The 20,493-nt window shown below is 56.6% G+C and carries 19 protein-coding genes; 9 read left to right on the top strand and 10 right to left on the bottom strand.

All coding sequences use genetic code 11. The features are described from left to right. Nucleotides 1-14 precede the first annotated feature (14 nt). The 5 genes from ftsZ to mutT all read left to right on the top strand — a co-directional run bounded on the left by ftsZ (nucleotide 15) and on the right by mutT (nucleotide 6,150). Nucleotides 15-1,166: a cell division protein FtsZ gene (gene ftsZ / locus GVK32_RS16650; protein WP_041144053.1), complete on the top strand. Its 1,152-nt coding sequence runs from the start codon at nucleotides 15-17 to the stop codon at nucleotides 1,164-1,166. A 100-nt stretch (nucleotides 1,167-1,266) separates the two neighbouring features. After that, complete coding sequence (gene lpxC / locus GVK32_RS16645) at nucleotides 1,267-2,184, top strand: UDP-3-O-acyl-N-acetylglucosamine deacetylase (RefSeq protein ID WP_041144054.1); 918 nt, start codon at nucleotides 1,267-1,269, stop codon at nucleotides 2,182-2,184. A 250-nt stretch (nucleotides 2,185-2,434) separates the two neighbouring features. Continuing rightward, on the top strand, nucleotides 2,435-2,929 hold the full coding sequence (gene secM, locus GVK32_RS16640) for a secA translation cis-regulator SecM (RefSeq protein WP_200842900.1): 495 nt from the start codon (nucleotides 2,435-2,437) through the stop codon (nucleotides 2,927-2,929). A 61-nt stretch (nucleotides 2,930-2,990) separates the two neighbouring features. Continuing rightward, nucleotides 2,991-5,696 carry a preprotein translocase subunit SecA gene (secA, locus tag GVK32_RS16635; RefSeq protein WP_159869653.1) on the top strand — a complete coding sequence of 902 codons (2,706 nt, stop codon included), beginning with the start codon at nucleotides 2,991-2,993 and terminating at the stop codon, nucleotides 5,694-5,696. Between the two features lie 58 nt (nucleotides 5,697-5,754). Continuing rightward, nucleotides 5,755-6,150, top strand: a complete 396-nt coding sequence (gene mutT / locus GVK32_RS16630) for an 8-oxo-dGTP diphosphatase MutT (RefSeq protein WP_159869650.1) — start codon at nucleotides 5,755-5,757, stop codon at nucleotides 6,148-6,150. A 56-nt stretch (nucleotides 6,151-6,206) separates the two neighbouring features. Here mutT and yacG read toward each other — a convergent pair whose 3' ends face one another. Genes yacG through coaE form a run of 3 tightly spaced genes read right to left on the bottom strand, consistent with a single transcriptional unit; the run spans nucleotide 6,207 to nucleotide 7,774 of the window. Next, entirely contained in the window at nucleotides 6,207-6,401 is a 195-nt protein-coding gene (gene yacG, locus GVK32_RS16625; RefSeq protein WP_041144058.1) for a DNA gyrase inhibitor YacG, read from the bottom strand. A 9-nt stretch (nucleotides 6,402-6,410) separates the two neighbouring features. Next, on the bottom strand, nucleotides 6,411-7,154 hold the full coding sequence (gene zapD, locus GVK32_RS16620; RefSeq protein ID WP_159869647.1) for a cell division protein ZapD: 744 nt from the start codon (nucleotides 7,152-7,154) through the stop codon (nucleotides 6,411-6,413). Then, on the bottom strand, nucleotides 7,154-7,774 hold the full coding sequence (gene coaE / locus GVK32_RS16615; RefSeq protein WP_159869644.1) for a dephospho-CoA kinase: 621 nt from the start codon (nucleotides 7,772-7,774) through the stop codon (nucleotides 7,154-7,156). The genes zapD and coaE overlap by 1 nt, the downstream gene beginning before the upstream one ends. 345 nt (nucleotides 7,775-8,119) lie before the next feature. Here coaE and GVK32_RS16610 point away from each other — a divergent pair, with 345 nt between their 5' ends. Then, entirely contained in the window at nucleotides 8,120-9,163 is a 1,044-nt protein-coding gene (locus GVK32_RS16610) for a GMP reductase (protein ID WP_159869641.1), read from the top strand. A 33-nt stretch (nucleotides 9,164-9,196) separates the two neighbouring features. On the opposite strand, the gene hofC is transcribed toward GVK32_RS16610, so the two are convergent. The 4 genes from hofC to nadC form a co-directional block, all read right to left on the bottom strand. Continuing rightward, nucleotides 9,197-10,402, bottom strand: a complete 1,206-nt coding sequence (hofC, locus tag GVK32_RS16605) for a protein transport protein HofC (RefSeq protein WP_159869638.1) — start codon at nucleotides 10,400-10,402, stop codon at nucleotides 9,197-9,199. Then, nucleotides 10,392-11,780 (bottom strand): type II secretion system protein GspE, encoded by a 1,389-nt coding sequence (gene gspE, locus GVK32_RS16600; RefSeq protein ID WP_159869635.1) that lies wholly within the window; start codon nucleotides 11,778-11,780, stop codon nucleotides 10,392-10,394. The genes hofC and gspE overlap by 11 nt, the downstream gene beginning before the upstream one ends. A 10-nt stretch (nucleotides 11,781-11,790) precedes the next feature. Beyond that, nucleotides 11,791-12,222, bottom strand: coding sequence for a prepilin peptidase-dependent pilin (ppdD, locus tag GVK32_RS16595; RefSeq protein ID WP_159237425.1), 432 nt, complete (start codon nucleotides 12,220-12,222; stop codon nucleotides 11,791-11,793). 183 nt (nucleotides 12,223-12,405) lie between these two features. Then, the gene (nadC, locus tag GVK32_RS16590) at nucleotides 12,406-13,299 is read right to left on the bottom strand and encodes a carboxylating nicotinate-nucleotide diphosphorylase (protein ID WP_123710100.1); all 894 of its coding nucleotides are present in this window, start codon (nucleotides 13,297-13,299) and stop codon (nucleotides 12,406-12,408) included. Nucleotides 13,300-13,594: 295 nt separating this feature from the next. Between nadC and ampD the strand changes: the two genes are divergently transcribed. Further along, the gene (gene ampD / locus GVK32_RS16585) at nucleotides 13,595-14,158 is read left to right on the top strand and encodes a 1,6-anhydro-N-acetylmuramyl-L-alanine amidase AmpD (RefSeq protein WP_159869632.1); all 564 of its coding nucleotides are present in this window, start codon (nucleotides 13,595-13,597) and stop codon (nucleotides 14,156-14,158) included. Further along, nucleotides 14,155-15,009: a beta-lactamase regulator AmpE gene (gene ampE, locus GVK32_RS16580; RefSeq protein WP_159869629.1), complete on the top strand. Its 855-nt coding sequence runs from the start codon at nucleotides 14,155-14,157 to the stop codon at nucleotides 15,007-15,009. Before ampD ends, ampE begins: the two co-directional genes overlap by 4 nt. 27 nt (nucleotides 15,010-15,036) lie before the next feature. Here ampE and GVK32_RS16575 read toward each other — a convergent pair whose 3' ends face one another. The 3 genes from GVK32_RS16575 to aroP form a co-directional block, all read right to left on the bottom strand. Beyond that, nucleotides 15,037-15,987, bottom strand: coding sequence for a family 43 glycosylhydrolase (locus GVK32_RS16575; protein WP_115193559.1), 951 nt, complete (start codon nucleotides 15,985-15,987; stop codon nucleotides 15,037-15,039). Further along, nucleotides 15,987-17,393 carry a glycoside-pentoside-hexuronide (GPH):cation symporter gene (locus GVK32_RS16570; protein WP_159869626.1) on the bottom strand — a complete coding sequence of 469 codons (1,407 nt, stop codon included), beginning with the start codon at nucleotides 17,391-17,393 and terminating at the stop codon, nucleotides 15,987-15,989. The genes GVK32_RS16575 and GVK32_RS16570 overlap by 1 nt, the downstream gene beginning before the upstream one ends. Before the next feature lie 172 nt (nucleotides 17,394-17,565). Next, complete coding sequence (gene aroP, locus GVK32_RS16565) at nucleotides 17,566-18,939, bottom strand: aromatic amino acid transporter AroP (protein WP_123552731.1); 1,374 nt, start codon at nucleotides 18,937-18,939, stop codon at nucleotides 17,566-17,568. 643 nt (nucleotides 18,940-19,582) lie between these two features. Between aroP and pdhR the strand changes: the two genes are divergently transcribed. Then, nucleotides 19,583-20,362, top strand: a complete 780-nt coding sequence (gene pdhR / locus GVK32_RS16560; RefSeq protein ID WP_004857919.1) for a pyruvate dehydrogenase complex transcriptional repressor PdhR — start codon at nucleotides 19,583-19,585, stop codon at nucleotides 20,360-20,362. Nucleotides 20,363-20,493 lie beyond the last annotated feature (131 nt).

The raw sequence follows: 20,493 nt of genomic DNA, 5'->3' as shown, positions 1-20,493 counted from the left end.
GACGGAGAGAAACTATGTTTGAACCAATGGAATTAACCAACGACGCGGTGATTAAAGTCATCGGCGTCGGTGGCGGCGGCGGTAATGCCGTAGAGCACATGGTGCGCGAGCGCATCGAGGGTGTTGAATTCTTCGCGGTGAACACCGACGCGCAGGCGCTGCGTAAAACGGCCGTTGGCCAGACTATTCAGATTGGTAGCGGTATTACCAAAGGTCTGGGCGCGGGCGCCAACCCGGAAGTCGGCCGCAATGCGGCGGATGAAGACCGTGAAGCGCTGCGTGCTGCTCTCGACGGCGCAGACATGGTGTTTATCGCGGCAGGTATGGGCGGCGGTACCGGTACCGGTGCGGCACCTGTGGTTGCAGAAGTGGCGAAGGATCTCGGTATCCTGACCGTTGCAGTTGTGACCAAGCCCTTCAATTTTGAAGGCAAGAAGCGTATGGCTTTTGCCGAGCAGGGGATCACCGAGCTCTCCAAGCACGTCGATTCACTGATCACTATCCCGAACGACAAGCTGCTGAAAGTTCTTGGTCGCGGCATTTCGCTGCTGGACGCCTTCGGCGCAGCAAACGACGTACTGAAAGGCGCTGTGCAGGGGATCGCCGAGCTGATTACCCGTCCGGGTCTGATGAACGTCGACTTTGCGGATGTGCGCACCGTGATGTCCGAAATGGGCTACGCGATGATGGGCTCCGGCGTGGCGAGCGGTGAAGACCGTGCGGAAGAAGCGGCTGAAATGGCGATTTCTTCTCCGCTGCTGGAAGATATCGATCTGTCCGGCGCGCGCGGCGTTCTGGTCAACATCACCGCTGGCTTCGACCTGCGTCTGGATGAGTTCGAAACCGTAGGTAACACTATCCGCGCATTCGCATCGGATAACGCCACCGTGGTTATCGGTACTTCTCTGGATCCGGATATGAACGACGAACTGCGCGTGACCGTTGTGGCTACCGGTATTGGTATGGACAAACGTCCGGAAATTACCCTGGTAACCAACAAGCAGGTTCAGCAGCCGGTAATGGATCGCTACCAGCAGCACGGTATGGCGCCGCTGAATCAAGAGCAGAAACCGGCAGCGAAAGTGGTGAACGACAATACGCCGCAAACCGCGAAAGAGCCGGATTATCTGGATATCCCGGCCTTCCTGCGTAAGCAAGCCGATTAAGAATTGGCTGGAAGTTGGGCATCAGCGCTCTTTGTGCTAAACTGCCCGTCCGAAAGTGTTATACACTTCGGTTGGATAGGTAACTTGGCGAGATTATACGATGATCAAACAAAGGACTCTTAAACGTATCGTTCAGGCGACTGGCGTCGGTTTGCATACCGGCAAGAAAGTCACACTGACGTTACGACCTGCGCCGGCAAATACCGGGGTCATCTATCGTCGCACCGACTTGAATCCACCGGTTGATTTTCCGGCTGATGCCAAATCTGTGCGTGATACCATGCTCTGTACTTGCCTGGTGAACGAGCATGACGTGCGGATTTCAACGGTCGAGCACTTGAATGCCGCACTGGCTGGCTTGGGCATTGACAACATTGTTATTGAAGTCGATGCACCGGAAATCCCGATTATGGACGGCAGTGCTGCTCCGTTCGTTTATCTGCTGCTGGATGCCGGCATAGATGAACTGAACTGCGCCAAGAAATTTGTGCGCATTAAAGAGACCGTTCGCGTCGAAGATGGCGACAAGTGGGCTGAGTTTAAGCCGTACAATGGTTTTTCGTTGGACTTTACCATCGATTTTAACCATCCGGCGATTGACTCAAGCAACCAGCGCTATGCGATGAACTTCTCTGCTGATGCATTTATGCGCCAGATTAGCCGTGCGCGTACCTTCGGTTTTATGCGTGATATCGAATATCTGCAGTCCCGTGGCCTGTGCCTGGGCGGCAGCTTCGATTGTGCCATCGTTGTTGACGATTATCGCGTACTGAACGAAGACGGCTTACGCTTTGAAGATGAGTTTGTGCGCCACAAAATGCTGGATGCGATTGGTGACCTGTTTATGTGTGGTCACAATATCATCGGTGCATTCACGGCGTTCAAATCAGGTCACGCGTTGAATAACAAACTGCTGCAGGCCGTTCTGGCAAAACAGGAAGCCTGGGAGTATGTGACCTTCGAAGACGAAGCAGAAATGCCGCTGGCATTCCGTGCACCATCAATGGTTATGGCGTAAGCCTGACCATTCAGTAAAATCGACTGGTAACCTGGTACTCTCTCCGGCCAGGGAGCCAGTCGTTTTTCTTTTTTACCTCCCGGTTCTCATTTTACCCCGATTCAACCATCGTTGACGCCGCGCGTTCGCTGCTTAATTGACCGCTTTTACCTGCGCAAAGCTTTCATTCCTGCTGCCGTGGCGCGGTATTAATGGTAATATTTGGGCGCAAAATTATTTCCTGGGGTTGCTTCAACTAAAGGTAATGGACGTGAGTGGATTGCTGACGCGCTGGCGACAGTTTGGCAGACGGTATTTCTGGCCGCATCTCCTGTTGGGGATGGTCGCGGCTAGCTTTGGCCTGCCTGCGTTAAGCAATAGTCACGAAACGGCATCACCGGCGAAAGCAACGGCCAGTAGCCACACGCCGAATAAAGTTAATTTCTCCCAGCTTGCACTGCTGGAAGCCAACCGCCGGCCAAACTTTACCGTCGACTACTGGCATCAGCACGCCATCCGCACGGTTATCCGTCATCTCTCATTTGCCATGGCGCCCCAGGCGCTGCCGGTTGCGGAAGCGTCTTCGCCATTACAGGCGCAGCATCTGGCCCTGCTTGATACGCTCAGCGCGCTGCTGACGCAGGAAAGCAAGCCGCCGGTCATTGTGCGTCAGGTGGCATACAACCCCTCCCATCGCGCTTTTTGCGTCTCGGCCTGGATTAGCCAGGTCACCGGGATACGCGCCGGACCCCAACGCCTCAGCTGAACTAAAAACGGATCATTCTATTTTTTGTGACTCCGCATCGCGGGGCGTTTGAGATTTTATTATGCTAATCAAATTATTAACTAAAGTTTTCGGTAGCCGTAACGATCGTACACTGCGCCGTATGCGCAAAGCCGTGACGCTGATTAACTCCATGGAACCTGCCATGGAGAAGCTCTCTGATGATGAGCTGAAGGCTAAAACAGAAGAGTTCCGCGCGCGTCTGGCAAAAGGCGAAAGCGTAGAAAGCCTGATCCCGGAAGCCTTTGCCGTGGTACGTGAAGCCAGTAAGCGCGTATTCGGTATGCGTCACTTTGACGTACAGCTGCTTGGCGGCATGGTGCTCAACGAGCGCTGCATCGCAGAAATGCGTACCGGTGAAGGTAAAACGCTGACCGCTACCCTCCCGGCCTACCTGAACGCGCTGTCCGGTAAAGGCGTGCACGTCGTGACCGTCAACGACTACCTGGCGCAGCGTGATGCTGAAAACAACCGTCCGCTGTTTGAGTTCCTCGGTATGACCGTCGGTATCAACATGTCGGGCCTGCCAGCTCCGGCCAAGCGGGAAGCTTACGCCGCCGATATCACCTACGGCACCAACAACGAATACGGCTTCGACTATCTGCGCGATAACATGGCGTTCAGTCCGGAAGAGCGTGTACAGCGTAAGCTGCACTATGCGCTGGTGGATGAGGTTGACTCCATTCTTATCGATGAAGCGCGTACGCCGCTGATCATTTCCGGCCCGGCTGAAGACAGCTCGGAAATGTACAAGAAAGTGAACAAGATCATTCCTCACCTGGTGCGCCAGGATAAAGAGGACTCCGACACCTTTACCGGTGAAGGCCACTTCTCGGTAGACGAGAAGGCGCGTCAGGTGAACCTGACCGAACGCGGTCTGGTGCTGATTGAAGAGCTGCTGGTCAACGAAGGCATTATGGATGAAGGCGAATCCCTGTATTCACCGACTAACATTATGCTGATGCACCACGTGACCGCGGCGCTGCGCGCGCACGTGCTGTTTACCCGCGACGTTGACTACATCGTAAAAGACGGCGAAGTTATTATCGTCGATGAGCACACCGGTCGTACCATGCAGGGTCGCCGCTGGTCAGACGGTCTGCATCAGGCCGTCGAAGCCAAAGAAGGCGTTGATATCCAGAACGAGAACCAGACGCTGGCGTCCATCACCTTCCAGAACTACTTCCGTCTGTACGAGAAGCTGGCGGGGATGACCGGTACTGCGGATACCGAAGCTTTCGAATTCAGCTCAATCTATAAGCTGGATACCGTCGTGGTACCGACCAACCGTCCGATGATCCGTAAGGATATGGCGGATCTGGTCTATATGACCGAAGCAGAAAAAATTCAGGCGATCATTGAAGATATCAGAGAGCGTACTGCCGCCGGCCAGCCGGTTCTGGTGGGTACGATTTCTATCGAAAAATCGGAAGTGGTTTCGCAGGAGCTGACCAAAGCGGGCATCAAACACAATGTCCTGAACGCTAAGTTCCACGCCAGCGAAGCGGATATCGTGGCTCAGGCCGGCTACCCGGCTGCGGTCACCATCGCCACCAACATGGCCGGTCGTGGTACGGATATCGTGCTGGGCGGCAGCTGGCAGGCGGAAGTCGCCGCGCTGGAAGATCCGACTCCAGAGCAGATCGCCCAGATCAAAGCCGACTGGCAGGTGCGTCACGAAGCGGTGCTGGCCTCCGGTGGTTTACACATTATCGGTACCGAGCGTCATGAGTCTCGCCGTATCGATAACCAGCTGCGCGGCCGTTCAGGTCGTCAGGGTGATGCCGGTTCTTCTCGTTTCTATCTGTCGATGGAAGATGCCCTGATGCGCATCTTTGCCTCTGACCGCGTGTCGGGCATGATGCGTAAGCTGGGGATGAAGCCGGGCGAAGCGATTGAACACCCGTGGGTCACCAAAGCGATCGCCAACGCGCAGCGTAAGGTTGAAAGCCGTAACTTTGATATTCGTAAGCAGCTGCTGGAATATGATGACGTGGCTAACGATCAGCGCCGGGCCATCTACAGCCAGCGTAACGAACTGCTGGACGTATCTGATGTTAGCGAAACCATCAACAGTATTCGCGAAGACGTTTTCAAAACGACTATCGATGCGCACATTCCGCCGCAGTCCCTGGAGGAAATGTGGGATATCGAAGGCCTGCAGGAACGTCTGAAAAACGACTTCGATCTCGATCTGCCGCTCAAAGAGTGGTTGGACAAAGAGCCTGAACTGCATGAAGAAACCCTGCGTGAGCGTATTCTGCAGAGCGCGATAGAAACCTATCAGCGTAAAGAAGAAGTCGTGGGCACCGAAATGATGCGTCATTTCGAAAAAGGCGTGATGCTGCAGACCCTGGATTCCCTGTGGAAAGAGCACCTGGCGGCGATGGACTACCTGCGTCAGGGTATCCATCTGCGCGGCTACGCGCAGAAAGATCCGAAGCAGGAATACAAGCGTGAATCGTTCTCGATGTTTGCGGCGATGCTTGAATCCCTGAAGTATGAAGTGATCAGCACCCTGAGCAAGGTACAGGTGCGGATGCCGGAAGAGGTTGAAGCGATGGAGCAGCAGCGTCGCGAAGAGGCGGAGCGCCTGGCGCAGATGCAGCAGCTGAGCCATCAGGATGACGATACCCTGGCGGCGGCCGCATTGGCTGAGGAAACCGGCGAGCGTAAGGTTGGCCGGAACGATCCTTGCCCGTGTGGTTCCGGTAAAAAATATAAGCAGTGCCATGGTCGTCTGAGCTAAGCTCAGAGAATAAAAATAGAGGCGCAGATATCTGCGCCTTTTTTATGGAATTAGCACAATGAAAATACTGCAAATCTCCGTTGGCATCATCCGTAACCCGCAGGGTGAAATCTTTATTACCCAGCGTGCCGCCGATGCGCATATGGCAAATAAGCTCGAGTTTCCCGGCGGCAAAATTGAAGCGGGAGAGTCGGCCGAGCAGGCGCTGGTGCGCGAACTGCAGGAAGAGGTTGGCATTACCGTACGCGCGTCCAGCCTGTTTGATAAGCTGGAGTATCAGTTTCCCGACCGGCATATTACGCTGTGGTTCTGGCTGGTGGACGACTGGGAGGGCGAACCCTGGGGTAAAGAGGGGCAGCCGGGGCGCTGGATTGCCCAGCGGGAGCTGCTGGCCGAGGAGTTTCCGCCGGCCAACGAACCGATTATCAGCAAATTAGTGCACGCCGCCCGCTGAGAAAATGGCCCGGACAGGACGCAAGGTCATCTCCGGGATTTTCTGCCGTCGCGGCGCTACTGCTGCTGTTCGCTCCAGTCATCGGTATCGGACAGGTCGCCTGCGCTGGGAATGCGTTTTTCTTCCGCAGCCCACTCACCTAAATCGATCAGCTGGCAGCGTTTTGAGCAAAATGGCCGAAACGGGCTGTGCTCATTCCAGACCACATTTTTACCGCAGGTCGGGCAGTTAACGATTGTCTCTTTTGACATCTTTCCTCCTTAACAACAGGCCAGTTCAAAATCAAAGCGCTCGGGGACGATACCGAGTTCGCTGTCCAGCGGGAGAAAGCGAATGGCAAAGCGGCTTTTATGGCCAGAAATTTGCGGATACAGCTGGCTGGCAAGATCGAGGCGTAAGCGCAGCAGATCGGCATCATCGCCGTTATCCTGATAAAAACCGTTGAGGCTGGTCTGCTTGCGAAAGGGCGCAGAGTTGCGGATCAAATCGAGGATCAGCACCAGCGCCTGGGTGAGCGGCTGCAGGCTCGCTAACCATCGATTAATCTGCTCGTCGCGATACTCCTGAGGCATATGCAGCCAGATATGCAGCGTGGGGAGATCGAAACTGCAGCAGCCTCCCGGAATGCTCAGTCGCTGGCGAACCAGCGCAATTAAACGATCCTCTCGCAGGAACTGACCGATGCGCGGGGCAGACATCAGCGCGCTGCCGGCGTGCTTTAGCTGTTGGCGCAATTCGTCAATACGCCTGCGGTCGACGCCCGGCACTTCTGCCCAGGACTGCAGTTTACGCTGCTGCCGCTCGAGCTCTTTGAGCAGATCCGTCCGCACCTCGCCGCGTTCGAGAACGTCCAGCAGATCGCCCGTATTACGGAAGAAGTGGAGCGCATCCGAGTAGGTGGCGATCGTCGGGTACACGGAGAGCTGTTGAATCAAAAATTCAATACGCAGCCAGGTGCGCATTTTCTCATTGAGGGGATGTTCAAATAGAACAGGGGTATGCATTACGATTTTTCCTGTGAGGCGGCCTGCGATGCCAGCATTAGATACTTTTCGTGCAGGCGGGCGACATCCGACGCGATGGCATCCGGAGGGCCCATATTTTCAATGACATCATCTGCAGCGGCGAGGCGTTGTTCACGCGTGGCCTGGGCGGCAAGAATGCGTTCTGCGTGCTCACGGCTAACCCGATCGCGCAGTATGGTTCGCGCTATTTGCGTCTCTCTTGCAACATCGACGACCAGCACGCGGTCGGCGTTGGCGACGAGATTGTTTTCGACCAACAGGGGAACGACCCAGAGAACATAAGGAGAAGACGCAGCCTGAATTTGACGGTGGGTTTCCTGCTGAATGAGCGGGTGCAGCAGCGCGTTAAGCCAGGTTTTATCCTCGGCGTGAGCGAAGATGCGTTCCCGTAGGCTGCGGCGGTTCAGCGTGCCGTCATCGTTAATCATTTGCTGGCCGAAACGAGCGGCAATTGCCAGTAGCGCAGGGGTTCCAGGCTCGACCACTTGACGGGCGATAATGTCGGCGTCAATAACGTTAACACCGAGGTGAGAGAATGCATCGGCTACGGTGCTTTTACCGCTACCGATGCCGCCCGTTAACGCTACCGTATACCTCATATACCCCGTTCCTGAAACTGACCATATACACATTGACTTTTCAGCAGCGCCCGCGCTTCACGAGCCGTGACTCTGCGGTGGGGGCCCCGTCAGGCTGCTTCGAGCCGGAGGAGACTTTTACGACGAATACTGGATTGCTTTGTACATATAAATCAAATGGTTAAAAATAACGCTCTGGCCGTTGATTGTCGCGAGCGCGCATTTCTCAATCCACCAGGTAAATTTGTACGATTGTAGCGTAAAAAAAGTGAAAATCGCAGTCTTGCGCAGTCATGATTCGTGCGTATGATAACGTCACTGGAGTTGTGCTCTCACAATAATGCAATTAACCCCAGGAATCCGCACATGCGTATTGAAGAAGATCTGAAGCTTGGTTTTAAAGACGTCCTTATCCGCCCCAAGCGCTCTACCCTCAAAAGTCGTTCTGATGTTGAACTGGAACGTGAATTCACTTTTAAACATTCTGGCCTCTCCTGGTCCGGCGTGCCGATCATCGCCGCGAATATGGATACCGTCGGTACCTTTGGTATGGCAAAAGCGCTGGCCTCATTCGGGATCCTGACTGCCGTCCATAAGCACTACACCGTAGAAGAGTGGTGCAGCTTTGTGCAGACCACGTCTGCCGATGTGCTGAAGTACGTCATGGTTTCTACCGGTACGTCGGATGTTGATTTCGAAAAAACCAAACAGATCCTGACGCAGAACCCGCAGCTCGGCTTCGTTTGTATTGATGTGGCAAACGGTTATTCCGAGCATTTTGTGCAGTTCGTGGCGAAGGCGCGCGAAGCCTGGCCGCTGAAAACGATCTGTGCGGGTAACGTCGTGACCGGCGAAATGTGCGAAGAGCTGATTCTATCCGGCGCGGATATCGTGAAGGTCGGCATCGGTCCGGGTTCCGTGTGTACTACCCGCGTGAAAACCGGTGTTGGCTACCCGCAGCTCTCTGCGGTTATCGAATGCGCCGATGCGGCCCACGGCCTTGGCGGCCAGATCGTCAGCGACGGTGGGTGCACCACGCCAGGTGACGTCGCCAAAGCCTTCGGCGGCGGCGCTGATTTCGTCATGCTGGGCGGTATGCTGGCAGGTCACGAAGAGAGCGGTGGCACCGTTGTTGAAGAGAACGGCGAGAAGTTTATGCTGTTCTACGGCATGAGCTCCGAATCCGCGATGACCCGTCACGTTGGCGGCGTTGCGCAGTACCGCGCGGCGGAAGGTAAAACCGTTAAGCTTCTCCTGCGCGGCCCGGTTGAGAACACCGCCCGTGATATTCTCGGCGGCCTGCGCTCTGCCTGCACATATGTTGGCGCTTCCCGCCTGAAAGAGCTGACCAAACGCACGACCTTTATTCGCGTACAGGAACAAGAGAACCGCGTGTTCAACAGCCTGTAATGCCGTTTGCTGGCGCACCTTCTGCGCCAGCCGCTATCCCCCCATTCCGCTAATGGCGTCGCCCAGATGAAAAATGGGTAAATACATCGCCACCACCAGGATGCCAACGACGGCGCCGGTTATCAGCAGCAGCATCGGTTCCAGAAGCGTGGCCAGGCCCTCTGCCTGGCGGTGCGTGCGTTCGCTATGATGGCGGGCCAGGTTCTCCAGCATGATATCCAGCGACCCTGAAGCCTCACCGGTGCGGATGAGCTGCAGGCATAGCGGGGTAAATCCTTCACTGTTCGCCAGCGCCTGCCAGATGGCGGTCCCACGGGCAATCTGCGTATTAACCTGATGGATTCTCTGGCGCCAAAGCGGGCAGCTTAGCGTCTCTTCTACGCTCTCCAGACCCTGGATAAAGCTGATGCCGGCGCTCTGGGTGAGGGTTAAAACGGTAAATATCTGGCTGAGCCGCTGTCCGCCTATTAGCTTTCCGACTACCGGCAAAGCGTGAAGCAGCTTTTGTCGCCGAAGTAGCCACGAGCGGCGACGATGGGCCAGCCGGTTGAGGAGAAACGGCAGTATCGCCATCAGCAGCAGCAGCGGCCAGCGGTTGCTGAGGCTTTCTCCGGCGCTTATCACTACTTTGGTCAACTGAGGGAGCGGCGTGTTGAACGTCTGGTAGATAGCGGCAAACTCCGGCAGGACAAAGGTGAGCATACCCATGACCACCAGCAGCGCCAGTAGCAGAACGATCAGCGGATAGCGCAGCGCCTTTTTGACCTTTTCGCTCAGCTGCAGCTGTTCCTGCTGCTGGCGAGCCAGATGAAAGCAGCAAAGATCCAGCTTACCGGTAAGTTCTCCGGTGCGGATCATCGCCAGATAGAGCGGAGGAAACGCCTGCGGCCATCTTTCCAGCGCGCTGGAAAGCGAGATGCCCTGCGCGAGATCCTGAGCCAGCGTTCGCAGCAGCGCCTGCCACTGTGCGCCCGTCTGCTGCTGCGCCAGCAGCTCCAGCCCCTCGGCGAGCGGCAGTCCCGCCTGTAAGAGGGTCGCCAGTTGGTGGATAATCTGGCCGCTGTAGCGCGGATGCCAAAGCGCGCTACGTACCGTGCAGCGGCGGAGCGCGAGGGGGATAATCCGTTCATGCTGCAGCGTCTGCATCACCTCCTGGCGGGAGCTTTTCCACAGCGAGCCGTGGCAGAGCGATCCTTTAGCATCAAGCCCGCGCCAGCGCCAAAGGCGTTCAGTCGCCATGGGGGAGCCCCAGCACGCGGACCACCTCTTCAAAGCAGGTCAGCCCCTGCTCAATGGCCAGGCAGGCGCTTTCAAATAGCGTCGTCATTCCGGCCTCACGCGCCAGGGCCTCAATCTCCACCGTGCTCAGCCCCCGGGAAATCGCCTGCTGCAGCGCGGTGCCTATCGGGAGCACCTCAAATAGCGCCTGGCGCCCATAGTAGCCGTGATAGCAGTGTCGACAGCCCGTCGCCTGCCAGCGGGGCAGCCGGCGCGGCCACAGGCTGTGCGGCACGTCAATGCCGCCATCAGCCTCCCGGCGGCAGTGCGGGCATAGCCTGCGCACCAGGCGCTGAGCAATGACCAGCGATAGCGCGGATGAGAGCATCCAGCAGGCGATCCCCATCTGCTGCAGGCGAATAAGCGTTTCGCTGGTCGAGTTGGTGTGCAGCGTTGAGAGCACGAGGTGTCCGGTTTGCGCCGCTTTGATCGCAATTTCTGCTGTTTCCGCATCGCGGATTTCGCCGACCATAACAACGTCCGGATCCTGACGCAGCAGCGCGCGCAGAACGCTGTTAAAGGTTAGTCCGGATCGCGGGTTGATCTGCGTTTGATTCATGCCGGCGATAGGGATTTCCAGCGGATCCTCTACGCTGCAGATATTAACCTCATCGCGGTTTCGCTTCTGCAGGGCGCTGTAGAGCGTGATGGTCTTACCGCTGCCGGTTGGTCCGGTGACCAGCAGCAGCCCCTGGGGCTGATTGAGCGCCGAGACAAAGGCGGCAAGCTGCTCTGGGGAGAGGCCGAGCGCCTCCAGATCCAGCGCCTGTTCCACCTGATGCAGCAGGCGCAGAACGATTTTCTCACCATAGCGACAGGGCAGGGTGGCGATGCGAAATGAGACCGATTGTCCCGAGAGCGTCTGAGTAAACTGACCGTCCTGCGGCAGGCGGTGTTCGGCAATATCAAGGTTCCCGAGCACCTTTAGCCGCGCCGTTATCGGTAGCGCCAGTTCGGCGGCGAGCGGCGCAAGCGGATGGAGGACCCCATCGACCCGCAGGCGTATGCGCAGGCTATTTTCGCCAGGCTCGACGTGGATATCAGATGCGCGCTGGCGCAGCGCCTGCTCCAGAAGCTGATTGACCTGGTCGATGATGCCGGTCGGTGCTTCGCCGCTGGCGGCAGATGGCCCGGGCTGTGCGGACGACTGCTGGCGCTGATTCATTTTTTCCTGGCTCCAGCATTCGATATCGATCCGCTTTTGCGTGGCAAAGCGCAGCGCTTCCATCAGCTCAGGCGGCGGAGAGTCTACGACCGCGATGGAGAGGGTTTGCTCATCGCTGTTAAGCACCAGGGCATGGTAGCGCTGACAGAGGGCGATCAATTTTTCGGCTTTCATCGCGTTGGCCTCAGTTAAAGCGGAAGACGTCTTCACACGCCTGCTTGAGCGCGCTGCCGCTGGCGATGTCGCACTCTCTTTGCCAGCCGGTAATGCCATTTGCGCTATCCCAGCCCGGCGTCATGGTGACGCGTAGCCCGTTGAGGCTCTCCTGCCCGCTAAGCGTGACGACGCCTTGAGCCACGGTCAGGGCGGAAACGTAGCGCGTGGTGGCGGGCGCGGGAATGCCGTTGCTGCCGCCGTCGCAGCTTGCGAGGCCGCCGTGCTCAAGGGCGCAGAGCTCCACCGCCGTGCGGTAGGGAATAAAGGTTTGCAGCACATCGGTCAGCGCCGCCTTGCGCAGATAGTTCTGGTAGGCGGGAATACCGATGGCGCTGAGAATGGCGATAATGCCAATCACCACCATGAGTTCGATAAGGGTAAAGCCGCGTTGTTTGTCCATCGTTTGCTCCTTATTAGCGTCGGGAGCACTGTGGCGGTCTGCGGGGAGGATGACGAGCGGTAAATGAGCGCTCAGGAAGCGGCTTTCCGGGCTTTCTTTACTTATTACAGAGTGAGGGTAAAGCGCTGAGATCGCACTCGCAAAGCGTGCGCCCCGGCAGGCGAACCGTGCCGGGGCGGAGCGTTAACGAAAACGCATCGACAGGTCGAGCGCGCGGACGTGTTTGGTCAGAGCGCCAACGGAGATGTAATCGACGCCGGTTTCGGCAAATTCACGGATCGTCTCGAAGGTGACGTTGCCGGAGACTTCCAGCGCGGCCTGGCCGCTGGTGCGCTTCACCGCTTCGCGCATCAGGTCAGGTGTGAAGTTATCGAGCATGATGATATCGGCCCCGGCCTTCAGGGCTTCATCCAGCTCTTCGAGGGACTCAACCTCAACTTCTACCGGCACGTCCGGATGCAGCCAGAAGGCCTTCTCGACGGCCTGGCGCACGGAGCCGGAGGCGATAATGTGGTTCTCTTTGATCAGGAAGGCATCGAACAGCCCCAGGCGGTGGTTTGCGCCACCCCCGCACAGGACGGCGTATTTTAGCGCGGTGCGCAGGCCGGGCAGGGTTTTACGGGTATCGAGCAGCTGGGTTTTGGTGCCCGCCAGCAGATCCACGTAGCGGCGCACCTCGCTGGCGACCCCGGATAGGGTCTGCACGAAGTTCAGCGCGGTACGCTCGCCGGTCAGCAGCAGGCGGGAAGGGCCCTGCAGCTCAAACAGCGGCTGATCCGCCTTGACCGCGTCGCCATCGTCAACCAGCCAGGTGACGCTGACGTCATCGCCGGCCAGCTGAATAAAGACCTCTTCCACCCAGCGCTTGCCGCAAAACACGCCGTCTTCACGCGTAATGACCACCGCGTGCGAGCGTGCGCTTTCCGGCAATAATTGCGCGCTAATATCGTTGTTAGCGTCAACTTCGCCGCCTAAATCTTCGCGCAGGGACTGGGCTACAGCATCGGTAATATCGAGGTTAATACGTTCCAGCAGCGCGTCACGGCGGCGGTCGGGGTTGTAGCGACGAGGCGACATGATAAAGCTCCAGATAGATAAGATTCAGAAGTGGGAAACATGCTAACCTGAACGACGTTTCTACACCATATACTCTTCATCCTTCAGGCTATTGCAGCGTTGGCGTGCCAGCGCTGTAGAGGTTGAGGCGCGGCACCTGCTCCTTTGCTAAAGGGCGGGCAGGTTGAATTGGCGGATGGCGCATTTTCCGCCCGCCGGCTGCGGCGATCGGTTCCGAACGAATTTGTGTATGATAATCGGCATCCCCGGGCCATGTGCGGCCCGGGAGCATGCGTTAGTGAAAGGAGACTCCGCAATGCAGTTGAACGGAGGATGGCTGGTGGGCGTGCGTCGGGTACCTTCGCCGCACCATGATTGCCGCCCGGACGATGAAACCCCCTCTCTGCTGGTGGTGCATAATATTAGCCTGCCGCCGGGTGAATTTGGCGGTCCGTGGATTGATGCTCTGTTCAGCGGTACGCTCGATCCCAACGCGCATCCCTATTTTGCCGGGATCGCTCAGCTGCGGGTTTCGGCGCATTGTCTGATTCGCCGCGATGGTGAAATCGTGCAATATGTGCCTTTCGATATGCGCGCGTGGCATGCCGGCGTATCCTGCTATCAGGGGCGCGAGCGCTGCAACGACTTCTCTATTGGTATTGAGCTGGAAGGTACGGATACGCTGGCTTATACCGACGCGCAGTATCAGCAGCTGGCCGAGGTTACGCGGCTGCTGACCGCGCTGTATCCGGCCATCGCTGAAAACATGACCGGCCATAGCGATATCGCGCCGGTGCGTAAAACGGATCCCGGCCCGGCGTTTGACTGGGCAAAATTTCGCGGTCTGCTGACCGCCTCGTCAGATAAGGAGATGCCATGACGTTGTTTTCTACGCTGCTGGTTCTCATCGCCGAACGCCTGTTTAAGCTGGGTGAGCACTGGCAGCTTGATCATCGCCTCGAGGTCCTGTTCCGTCGCGTGAAGCGCTTCTCGCTTTTCGGCACGCTGCTGATGGCGGCGGTGGCGATGGTCGCGGTATACATTATTCAGCGCCTGCTGCAGGGCGTGCTGTTTAACGTCCCGCTGCTGGTGTTCTGGATCCTGCTTGGCCTGCTGTGCATTGGCGCCGGCAAAGTCCGTCTGCACTATCACGCCTACCTGAAGGCCGCTTCCCGCAACGATAAGCATGCCTGCGACGCGATGGCCAGCGAGCTGACGCTTATCCACGGCGTTCCGCCGGGCTGCGACAATCGCGAATACCTCAGCGAACTGCAGAATGCCCTGCTGTGGATCAACTACCGCTACTACCTTGCGCCGCTGTTCTGGTTTGTGGTCGGCGGGCCGTGGGGCCCGATCACGCTGATTGGCTATAGCGTTCTGCGCGCATGGCAGTCGTGGCTGGCCCGCTATCAAACGCCGCACCACCGTCTACAGTCAGGAATTGACGGCATTTTGCACGTTGTGGACTGGGTGCCGGTGCGGCTAGTTGGTGTGGTTTACGCGCTGGTTGGTCACGGGGAGAAGGCGCTACCCGCGTGGTTCGCCTCGCTGGGCGATCGCCATTCGTCGCAGTATCAGGTGCTAACGCGCCTGGCGCAGTTCTCGCTTGCCCGTGAACCGCATGTCGACAAGGTCGAGACGCCAAAGGCCGCCGTCTCAATGGCCAAGAAAACGTCGCTGGTGGTGGTGGTGATTATGGCCCTGCTGACGATTTACGGCACGCTGATTTAAGCGCCCGCCCGGCGGCGGGCGCGACGCTTAGTCTGTATCCGCAGGCGGGATGCCAAAATCAGGCATCCCGTTTTCTTGCCAGACGATCCGCTTCAGCCGCGTATGGCGGTTAGGGTCGTACAGCGGGTCGCCTTCAATTTCGGTGTAGTTTCGCGCGTGATATACCAGCACGTCTTCTCCTTCCTCCGTTTGCGTAAAGGCGTTGTGCCCGGGACCATACTGGCGGTTCGCATCGCTGGTGCAAAACACCGGCTGCGGCGATTTATGCCAGTTCTCCGGCCGCAGCGGGTCGGCCTGGCGGTCGATCCACAGCAGCCCCATGCAGTAGTTCTCATCCGTGGCGCTGGCGGAATAGCTCACGAACAGTTTGTCCTCATGAAACAGCGCTGCCGGGCCCTCGTTCACCAGAAAACCACGGCACTCCCAGTCAAACTCCGGCTTACTCAGCATCACGGGATCGCCTTTCAGCGTCCATGGGTTTTCCAGCTCTGCCAGATACAGATTCGAGTTGCCGTCGATATGCGGGGCCTTTTGCGCCCAGAGATACCACTGCTTTCCCTGATGACGGAAGGTGGTGGCATCCAGCGCAAAGGTATCAAAGGGCGTTTTCACCCGGCCTTTTTCTCTCCATCTGCCGGTTAGCGGATCGCCGTCATCGCATTCAAGCACGAACATGCGGTGCTGGAACATGCCCAGCGCGTCGAGATCGTGGGTATGGGTCGCCGCGAAGTAGATGTACCATTTTCCGTCAATTTCATGCAGTTCCGGCGCCCAAATCAGCTGGCTCATCGGGCCGCTTTCCGGCTTGCGCCAGACGACTACCGGCGGTGCCTCGCGCAGGCCCTCCAGCGTGGCGGCGCGGCGGATCTCCAGCCGGTCATACTCCGGGACCGAAGCAATAAAATAGTAGTGCTGGCGATGGCGCAGAATAAACGGGTCCGCGCGCTGTTCAATAAACGGATTCGGCCAGTTGTTCATCAGGCTTTCCTTATCTGTTCGCTGGTTTTCAGGTCCTGAAGGTCGTTCAGCTCGCCGTAGTTGACGCGGCGCTTCTCGAGGTCGGCCTGGATTTGGCTCATAAACTCGCGATTAACTTTTAGCATCCTCACCACCCCTGCGGTCAGCAGATAGCCGATGCCCGGAATAATGCTGAACAGCAGAACAATGCCGTTTACGGCGGAGGCGCTTTGCTCTTTGGCCCCGGAATCATAGCCGTACCAGGAGAGCAGGAAGCCGACCATCGCCCCGGCTACCGCCAGCCCAAGCTTCAGGAAGAAGAGGTTGCCGGAGAAGCTAATGCCGGTGATGCGTTTGCCGGTTTTCCACTCGCCGTAGTCATCAACGTCGGCCATCAACGACCAGTGCAGCGGCGATGGGATCTGATGGAGGATGTTAAGCAGGAAGTAGAGCACCATAATCATCGTGGTGGCGTGCGGGTCGAAGAAGTAGAAGGCGCAGGAGAAGATAGCCAGCACGATGTTGGTCCAGAAAAATACCTGCAGCTTGCACCAGCGGTCGGTCAGCACCTTGGCGAGCATACTGCCGATCATCATCCCAACGACGCCGAGGCTGATAAACAGGGTCGCGAAGTGGGTGCTTTGCTGCATCACCCAGGTTACGTAATACATGGTGGCGGCCATACGGATAAAGCCCGGACAGACGTTGCACAGCGTCAGCAGCAGAATGCGCACCCACTGGTCATTTTTCCAGACGTCTTTAAAATCCTTCTTCAGTTCGTCATTGGTTTGCACCGCCGGACGTACGCGCTCACGTACCGTGGCGAAACAGAATAAAAACATGCACATGCCGATAAGCGCCAGCACGGTCATCGCCATCTGGTAGCCTTTGGCTTTATCGGCGCCGCCGAACCAGTCCGCCATCGGCAGGAGCGTTAACGACAGCAGCAGCGTGGCAATCCCGACCATCACAAAGCGGTAGGACTGGCAGGCAACGCGCTCCCTGGGGTCATTAGTAATGACGCTGCCCAGCGAGCAGTAGGGAATATTGATGGCGGTATAGGTCAGCGAGAGCAGGAAGTAGGTGACGAAGGCATAGATAACCTTGCTGTTATACGTCCACTCGGGCGTGGTGAACATCAGGACGCTAAACAGGGCGTAGGGGAAGGCTATCCACAGCAGCCACGGGCGAAAGCGGCCATATTTGCTGCGGGTGCGGTCGGCCATCGCGCCCATGATGGGGTCGGTCACGGCGTCAATAACGCGTACCGAGAGCAGCAATACGCCGACCAGCGCCGGAGCAAGGCCGAATATATCGGTATAAAAATAGTTAACAAACAGCATGATGGCGCCGAAAATGATGTTACATCCGGCATCGCCCATCCCATAGCCAATCTTTTCTTTAACTGAAAGCTTATTGTCTGCCATCTGGAGATCCTCCCCGTTGCGGTATGGAAGGATTATTTGCTGATATGTTGTTAAATGCGTTGCAGTATCAGGTTAACGATATGGACAAAACGACTGATGCAGGGGAAGTGTGAGGTGGGTAACAGTGCTCTGTGCCCGCAAAGATGCAGCGGGCACAGAGTTTGGAGATGTATTAATGTGCTTTTACGGCGCTGGCGTTTCTTTGTTTGAGCAGGTAGCCGACGCCGAGAACGGCAATCCACACCGGGATCAGGTAGACGGAAATGGCCATGCCCGGAGTGATCAGCATGATGACCAGTACTGCGGCCATGAACAGCAGGCAGATCCAGTTACCGACCGGGTAGAACAGGGCCGGGAAGCGGGAAACCGCACCCTGCTGCTGTTTCGCCCGGCGGAACTTAATGTGCGCCAGGCTGATCATCGCCCAGTTAATCACCAGAGCAGAGACAACCAGCGCCATCAGCAGACCAAATGCTGATTCAGGGGCGAGGTAGTTAATCAGCACGCACAGCGCGGTCACCACGGCGGAAACCAGGATGGTATTCACCGGAACGCCGCGCTTGTCGACGTTCATCAGCGCTTTCGGCGCGTTGCCCTGCTGGGCAAGGCCAAACAGCATCCGGCTGTTGCAGTAGACGCAGCTGTTATAGACCGACAGCGCGGCGGTCAGTACCACCACGTTCAGCGCGTTGGCAACGAAGGTATCCCCCAGCTCGTGGAAGATCAACACAAACGGACTGGTGTCTGCGGTCACGCGGGTCCACGGCAGCAGAGAGAGCAGTACCGCCAGCGAGCCCACGTAGAAGATCAGAATACGGTAGATAACCTGATTGGTGGCTTTGGGAATGCTCTGCTCCGGGTTATCCGCTTCCGCCGCGGTGATCCCTACCAGCTCCAGGCCGCCAAACGAGAACATGATGATGGCCATCATCATCACCAGCCCGGTGAAGCCGTGCGGCAGGAAGCCGCCCTGATCCCACAGGTTACGAACGGTTGCCTGTGGGCCGCCGTTGCCGCTGAACAGCAGCCAGCCGCCGAACAGAATCATCGCCACAACGGCAACGACTTTAATAATGGCAAACCAGAACTCCATCTCGCCGAAGACCTTCACGTTGGTGAGGTTGATGGCGTTAATGGCAACGAAGAAGATAGCTGCAGAAACCCAGGTCGGGATCTCGGGCCACCAGAACTGGACGTATTTTCCGACCGCGGTAAGTTCCGCCATGGCGACCAGAACGTACAGCACCCAGTAGTTCCAGCCGGAGGCAAAGCCGGCAAAACCGCCCCAGTACTTATAGGCGAAATGGCTGAATGAACCTGCCACCGGCTCTTCCACGACCATCTCACCAAGCTGGCGCATAATCAGAAAAGCAATAAAACCGGCGATGGCATAGCCAAGGATAATACCGGGACCTGCTGACTGGATAACGGACGCGCTGCCCAGAAACAGGCCGGTACCGATAGCACCGCCCAGAGCAATAAGCTGTATATGGCGGTTTTTCAGGCCGCGCTTTAGCCGATCGCCTTGCTGTTGACCTTCCATCATGAAACCTCGTGTGTGGTTATTTTGCGTTTACGCTTCATCCTTCAGGCTGTTGCTTTATTGTCAGTCCCTGCCAGATAGCATAGCTATCCCTATTGCTGAGAGTTGATGACCAGCCCTGTTATGCGTGATTCTGCGTCGACATTATTGTGTTGTGTAATTATGAAATTCCGTTTCTGTATTAATTTCTTTACGCAAGGCGGAATATAAAATCACTAAAAGGCCTTTTGTATCATGGAGAATAGTGATAAGCGCGGGCGAATGCACCTGCTTTATGAAGGGGTGATGACGAAGCGAACAAAAAGAAACCATTTGTAAATAGGGCTACGATGGGCGCTTTTAACCCTTAATGACTAACTACGCAATAAAAATGAATATAAAGACGAATTTTGGCCTATTGAATCGGTTCAGGTAGCCTGTTTTACGTTTCATAAAAGTTAACGCTACCTCCAACGGGGTAAAGACATCATTTGTGAGAAGTTACAATTCTGAAATGTTATTTCTGTAAGGTTGTTAAAATGTGCCGGGTTTACTGATTTCAATCAAAACCTGTATGGACAGAAGGTGAATACTTTGTTACTTTACCGCTACGAACTGCGAATTGGTAAGACCAATTGACTACGGGCTAATGGCAGAGACAGGGAATATGGCCTACAGCAAAATCCGCCAACCAAAACTATCTGATGTGATTGAGCAGCAGCTAGAGTTTTTAATCCTTGAGGGGACGTTGCGCCCCGGTGAAAAACTCCCGCCTGAACGCGAACTGGCTAAACAGTTCGACGTTTCCCGTCCCTCGCTGCGTGAGGCGATTCAACGCCTCGAAGCCAAGGGCCTGTTGCTTCGTCGCCAGGGCGGTGGAACTTTTGTACAAAGCAGCCTGTGGCAGAGCTTCAGCGACCCGCTGGTAGAGCTCCTGTCCGATCACCCTGAATCCCAATTCGATCTGCTGGAAACCCGTCACGCGCTTGAAGGCATCGCGGCTTATTACGCGGCGCTGCGCAGCAATGATGCTGACCGCGAACGTATTCGCGAGCTGCATCAGGCTATTGAACGGGCTCAGCAGTCCGGCGATCTGGATGCCGAATCCGATGCCGTCGTCCAGTATCAAATTGCCGTCACCGAAGCAGCGCATAATGTTGTGCTGCTGCATCTGCTACGCTGCATGGAGCCGATGCTGGCGCAAAACGTTCGTCAGAACTTTGAATTGTTGTACGCCCGCCGGGAAATGCTCCCGCAGGTCAGCAATCATCGCACTCGTATTTTCGAGGCGATAATCGCCGGGGAGCCGGAGCAGGCGCGTGAAGCGTCGCACCGACACCTGGCGTTCATTGAAGAAATTTTGCTGGATCGTAGCCGTGAGGAGAGTCGTCGAGAACGCTCACTGCGTCGTTTACAGCAACGGAAAGATGAGAACTCCGGTTCTTAAGCGCCATTTTTTAGAGCGCGGCAACTAAACGCAGAACCTGTCTTATTGCGCTTTTAGTTTCAGTTGCCCTAAATAATTCGGCTTGTATCGCGGTGGCAAGCGTCGGAATCTCCGGGAGCATAGCTAACTAT

The organism is Klebsiella sp. 18074 (assembly GCF_902705905.1).
Taxonomy (GTDB): Bacteria; Pseudomonadota; Gammaproteobacteria; order Enterobacterales; family Enterobacteriaceae; genus Klebsiella; species Klebsiella terrigena.
The sequence above is the reverse complement of the archived record's forward strand: the minus strand, read 5'-3'. Positions and strand labels throughout refer to the sequence as shown.

Coding starts and splice junctions, on each gene's coding strand:
- nadC (WP_123710100.1), bottom strand. CDS start 13,299: ATGTCGCCTCGTCGCTACAACCCCGACCGCCGCCGTGACGCGCTGCTG.
- ampE (WP_159869629.1), top strand. CDS start 14,155: ATGACGTTGTTTTCTACGCTGCTGGTTCTCATCGCCGAACGCCTGTTT.
- yacG (WP_041144058.1), bottom strand. CDS start 6,401: ATGTCAAAAGAGACAATCGTTAACTGCCCGACCTGCGGTAAAAATGTG.
- aroP (WP_123552731.1), bottom strand. CDS start 18,939: ATGATGGAAGGTCAACAGCAAGGCGATCGGCTAAAGCGCGGCCTGAAA.
- ampD (WP_159869632.1), top strand. CDS start 13,595: ATGCAGTTGAACGGAGGATGGCTGGTGGGCGTGCGTCGGGTACCTTCG.
- ftsZ (WP_041144053.1), top strand. CDS start 15: ATGTTTGAACCAATGGAATTAACCAACGACGCGGTGATTAAAGTCATC.
- pdhR (WP_004857919.1), top strand. CDS start 19,583: ATGGCCTACAGCAAAATCCGCCAACCAAAACTATCTGATGTGATTGAG.
- lpxC (WP_041144054.1), top strand. CDS start 1,267: ATGATCAAACAAAGGACTCTTAAACGTATCGTTCAGGCGACTGGCGTC.
- gspE (WP_159869635.1), bottom strand. CDS start 11,780: ATGAAAGCCGAAAAATTGATCGCCCTCTGTCAGCGCTACCATGCCCTG.
- hofC (WP_159869638.1), bottom strand. CDS start 10,402: ATGGCGACTGAACGCCTTTGGCGCTGGCGCGGGCTTGATGCTAAAGGA.
- GVK32_RS16610 (WP_159869641.1), top strand. CDS start 8,120: ATGCGTATTGAAGAAGATCTGAAGCTTGGTTTTAAAGACGTCCTTATC.
- ppdD (WP_159237425.1), bottom strand. CDS start 12,222: ATGGACAAACAACGCGGCTTTACCCTTATCGAACTCATGGTGGTGATT.
- GVK32_RS16570 (WP_159869626.1), bottom strand. CDS start 17,393: ATGGCAGACAATAAGCTTTCAGTTAAAGAAAAGATTGGCTATGGGATG.
- coaE (WP_159869644.1), bottom strand. CDS start 7,774: ATGAGGTATACGGTAGCGTTAACGGGCGGCATCGGTAGCGGTAAAAGC.
- GVK32_RS16575 (WP_115193559.1), bottom strand. CDS start 15,987: ATGAACAACTGGCCGAATCCGTTTATTGAACAGCGCGCGGACCCGTTT.
- zapD (WP_159869647.1), bottom strand. CDS start 7,154: ATGCATACCCCTGTTCTATTTGAACATCCCCTCAATGAGAAAATGCGC.
- mutT (WP_159869650.1), top strand. CDS start 5,755: ATGAAAATACTGCAAATCTCCGTTGGCATCATCCGTAACCCGCAGGGT.
- secA (WP_159869653.1), top strand. CDS start 2,991: ATGCTAATCAAATTATTAACTAAAGTTTTCGGTAGCCGTAACGATCGT.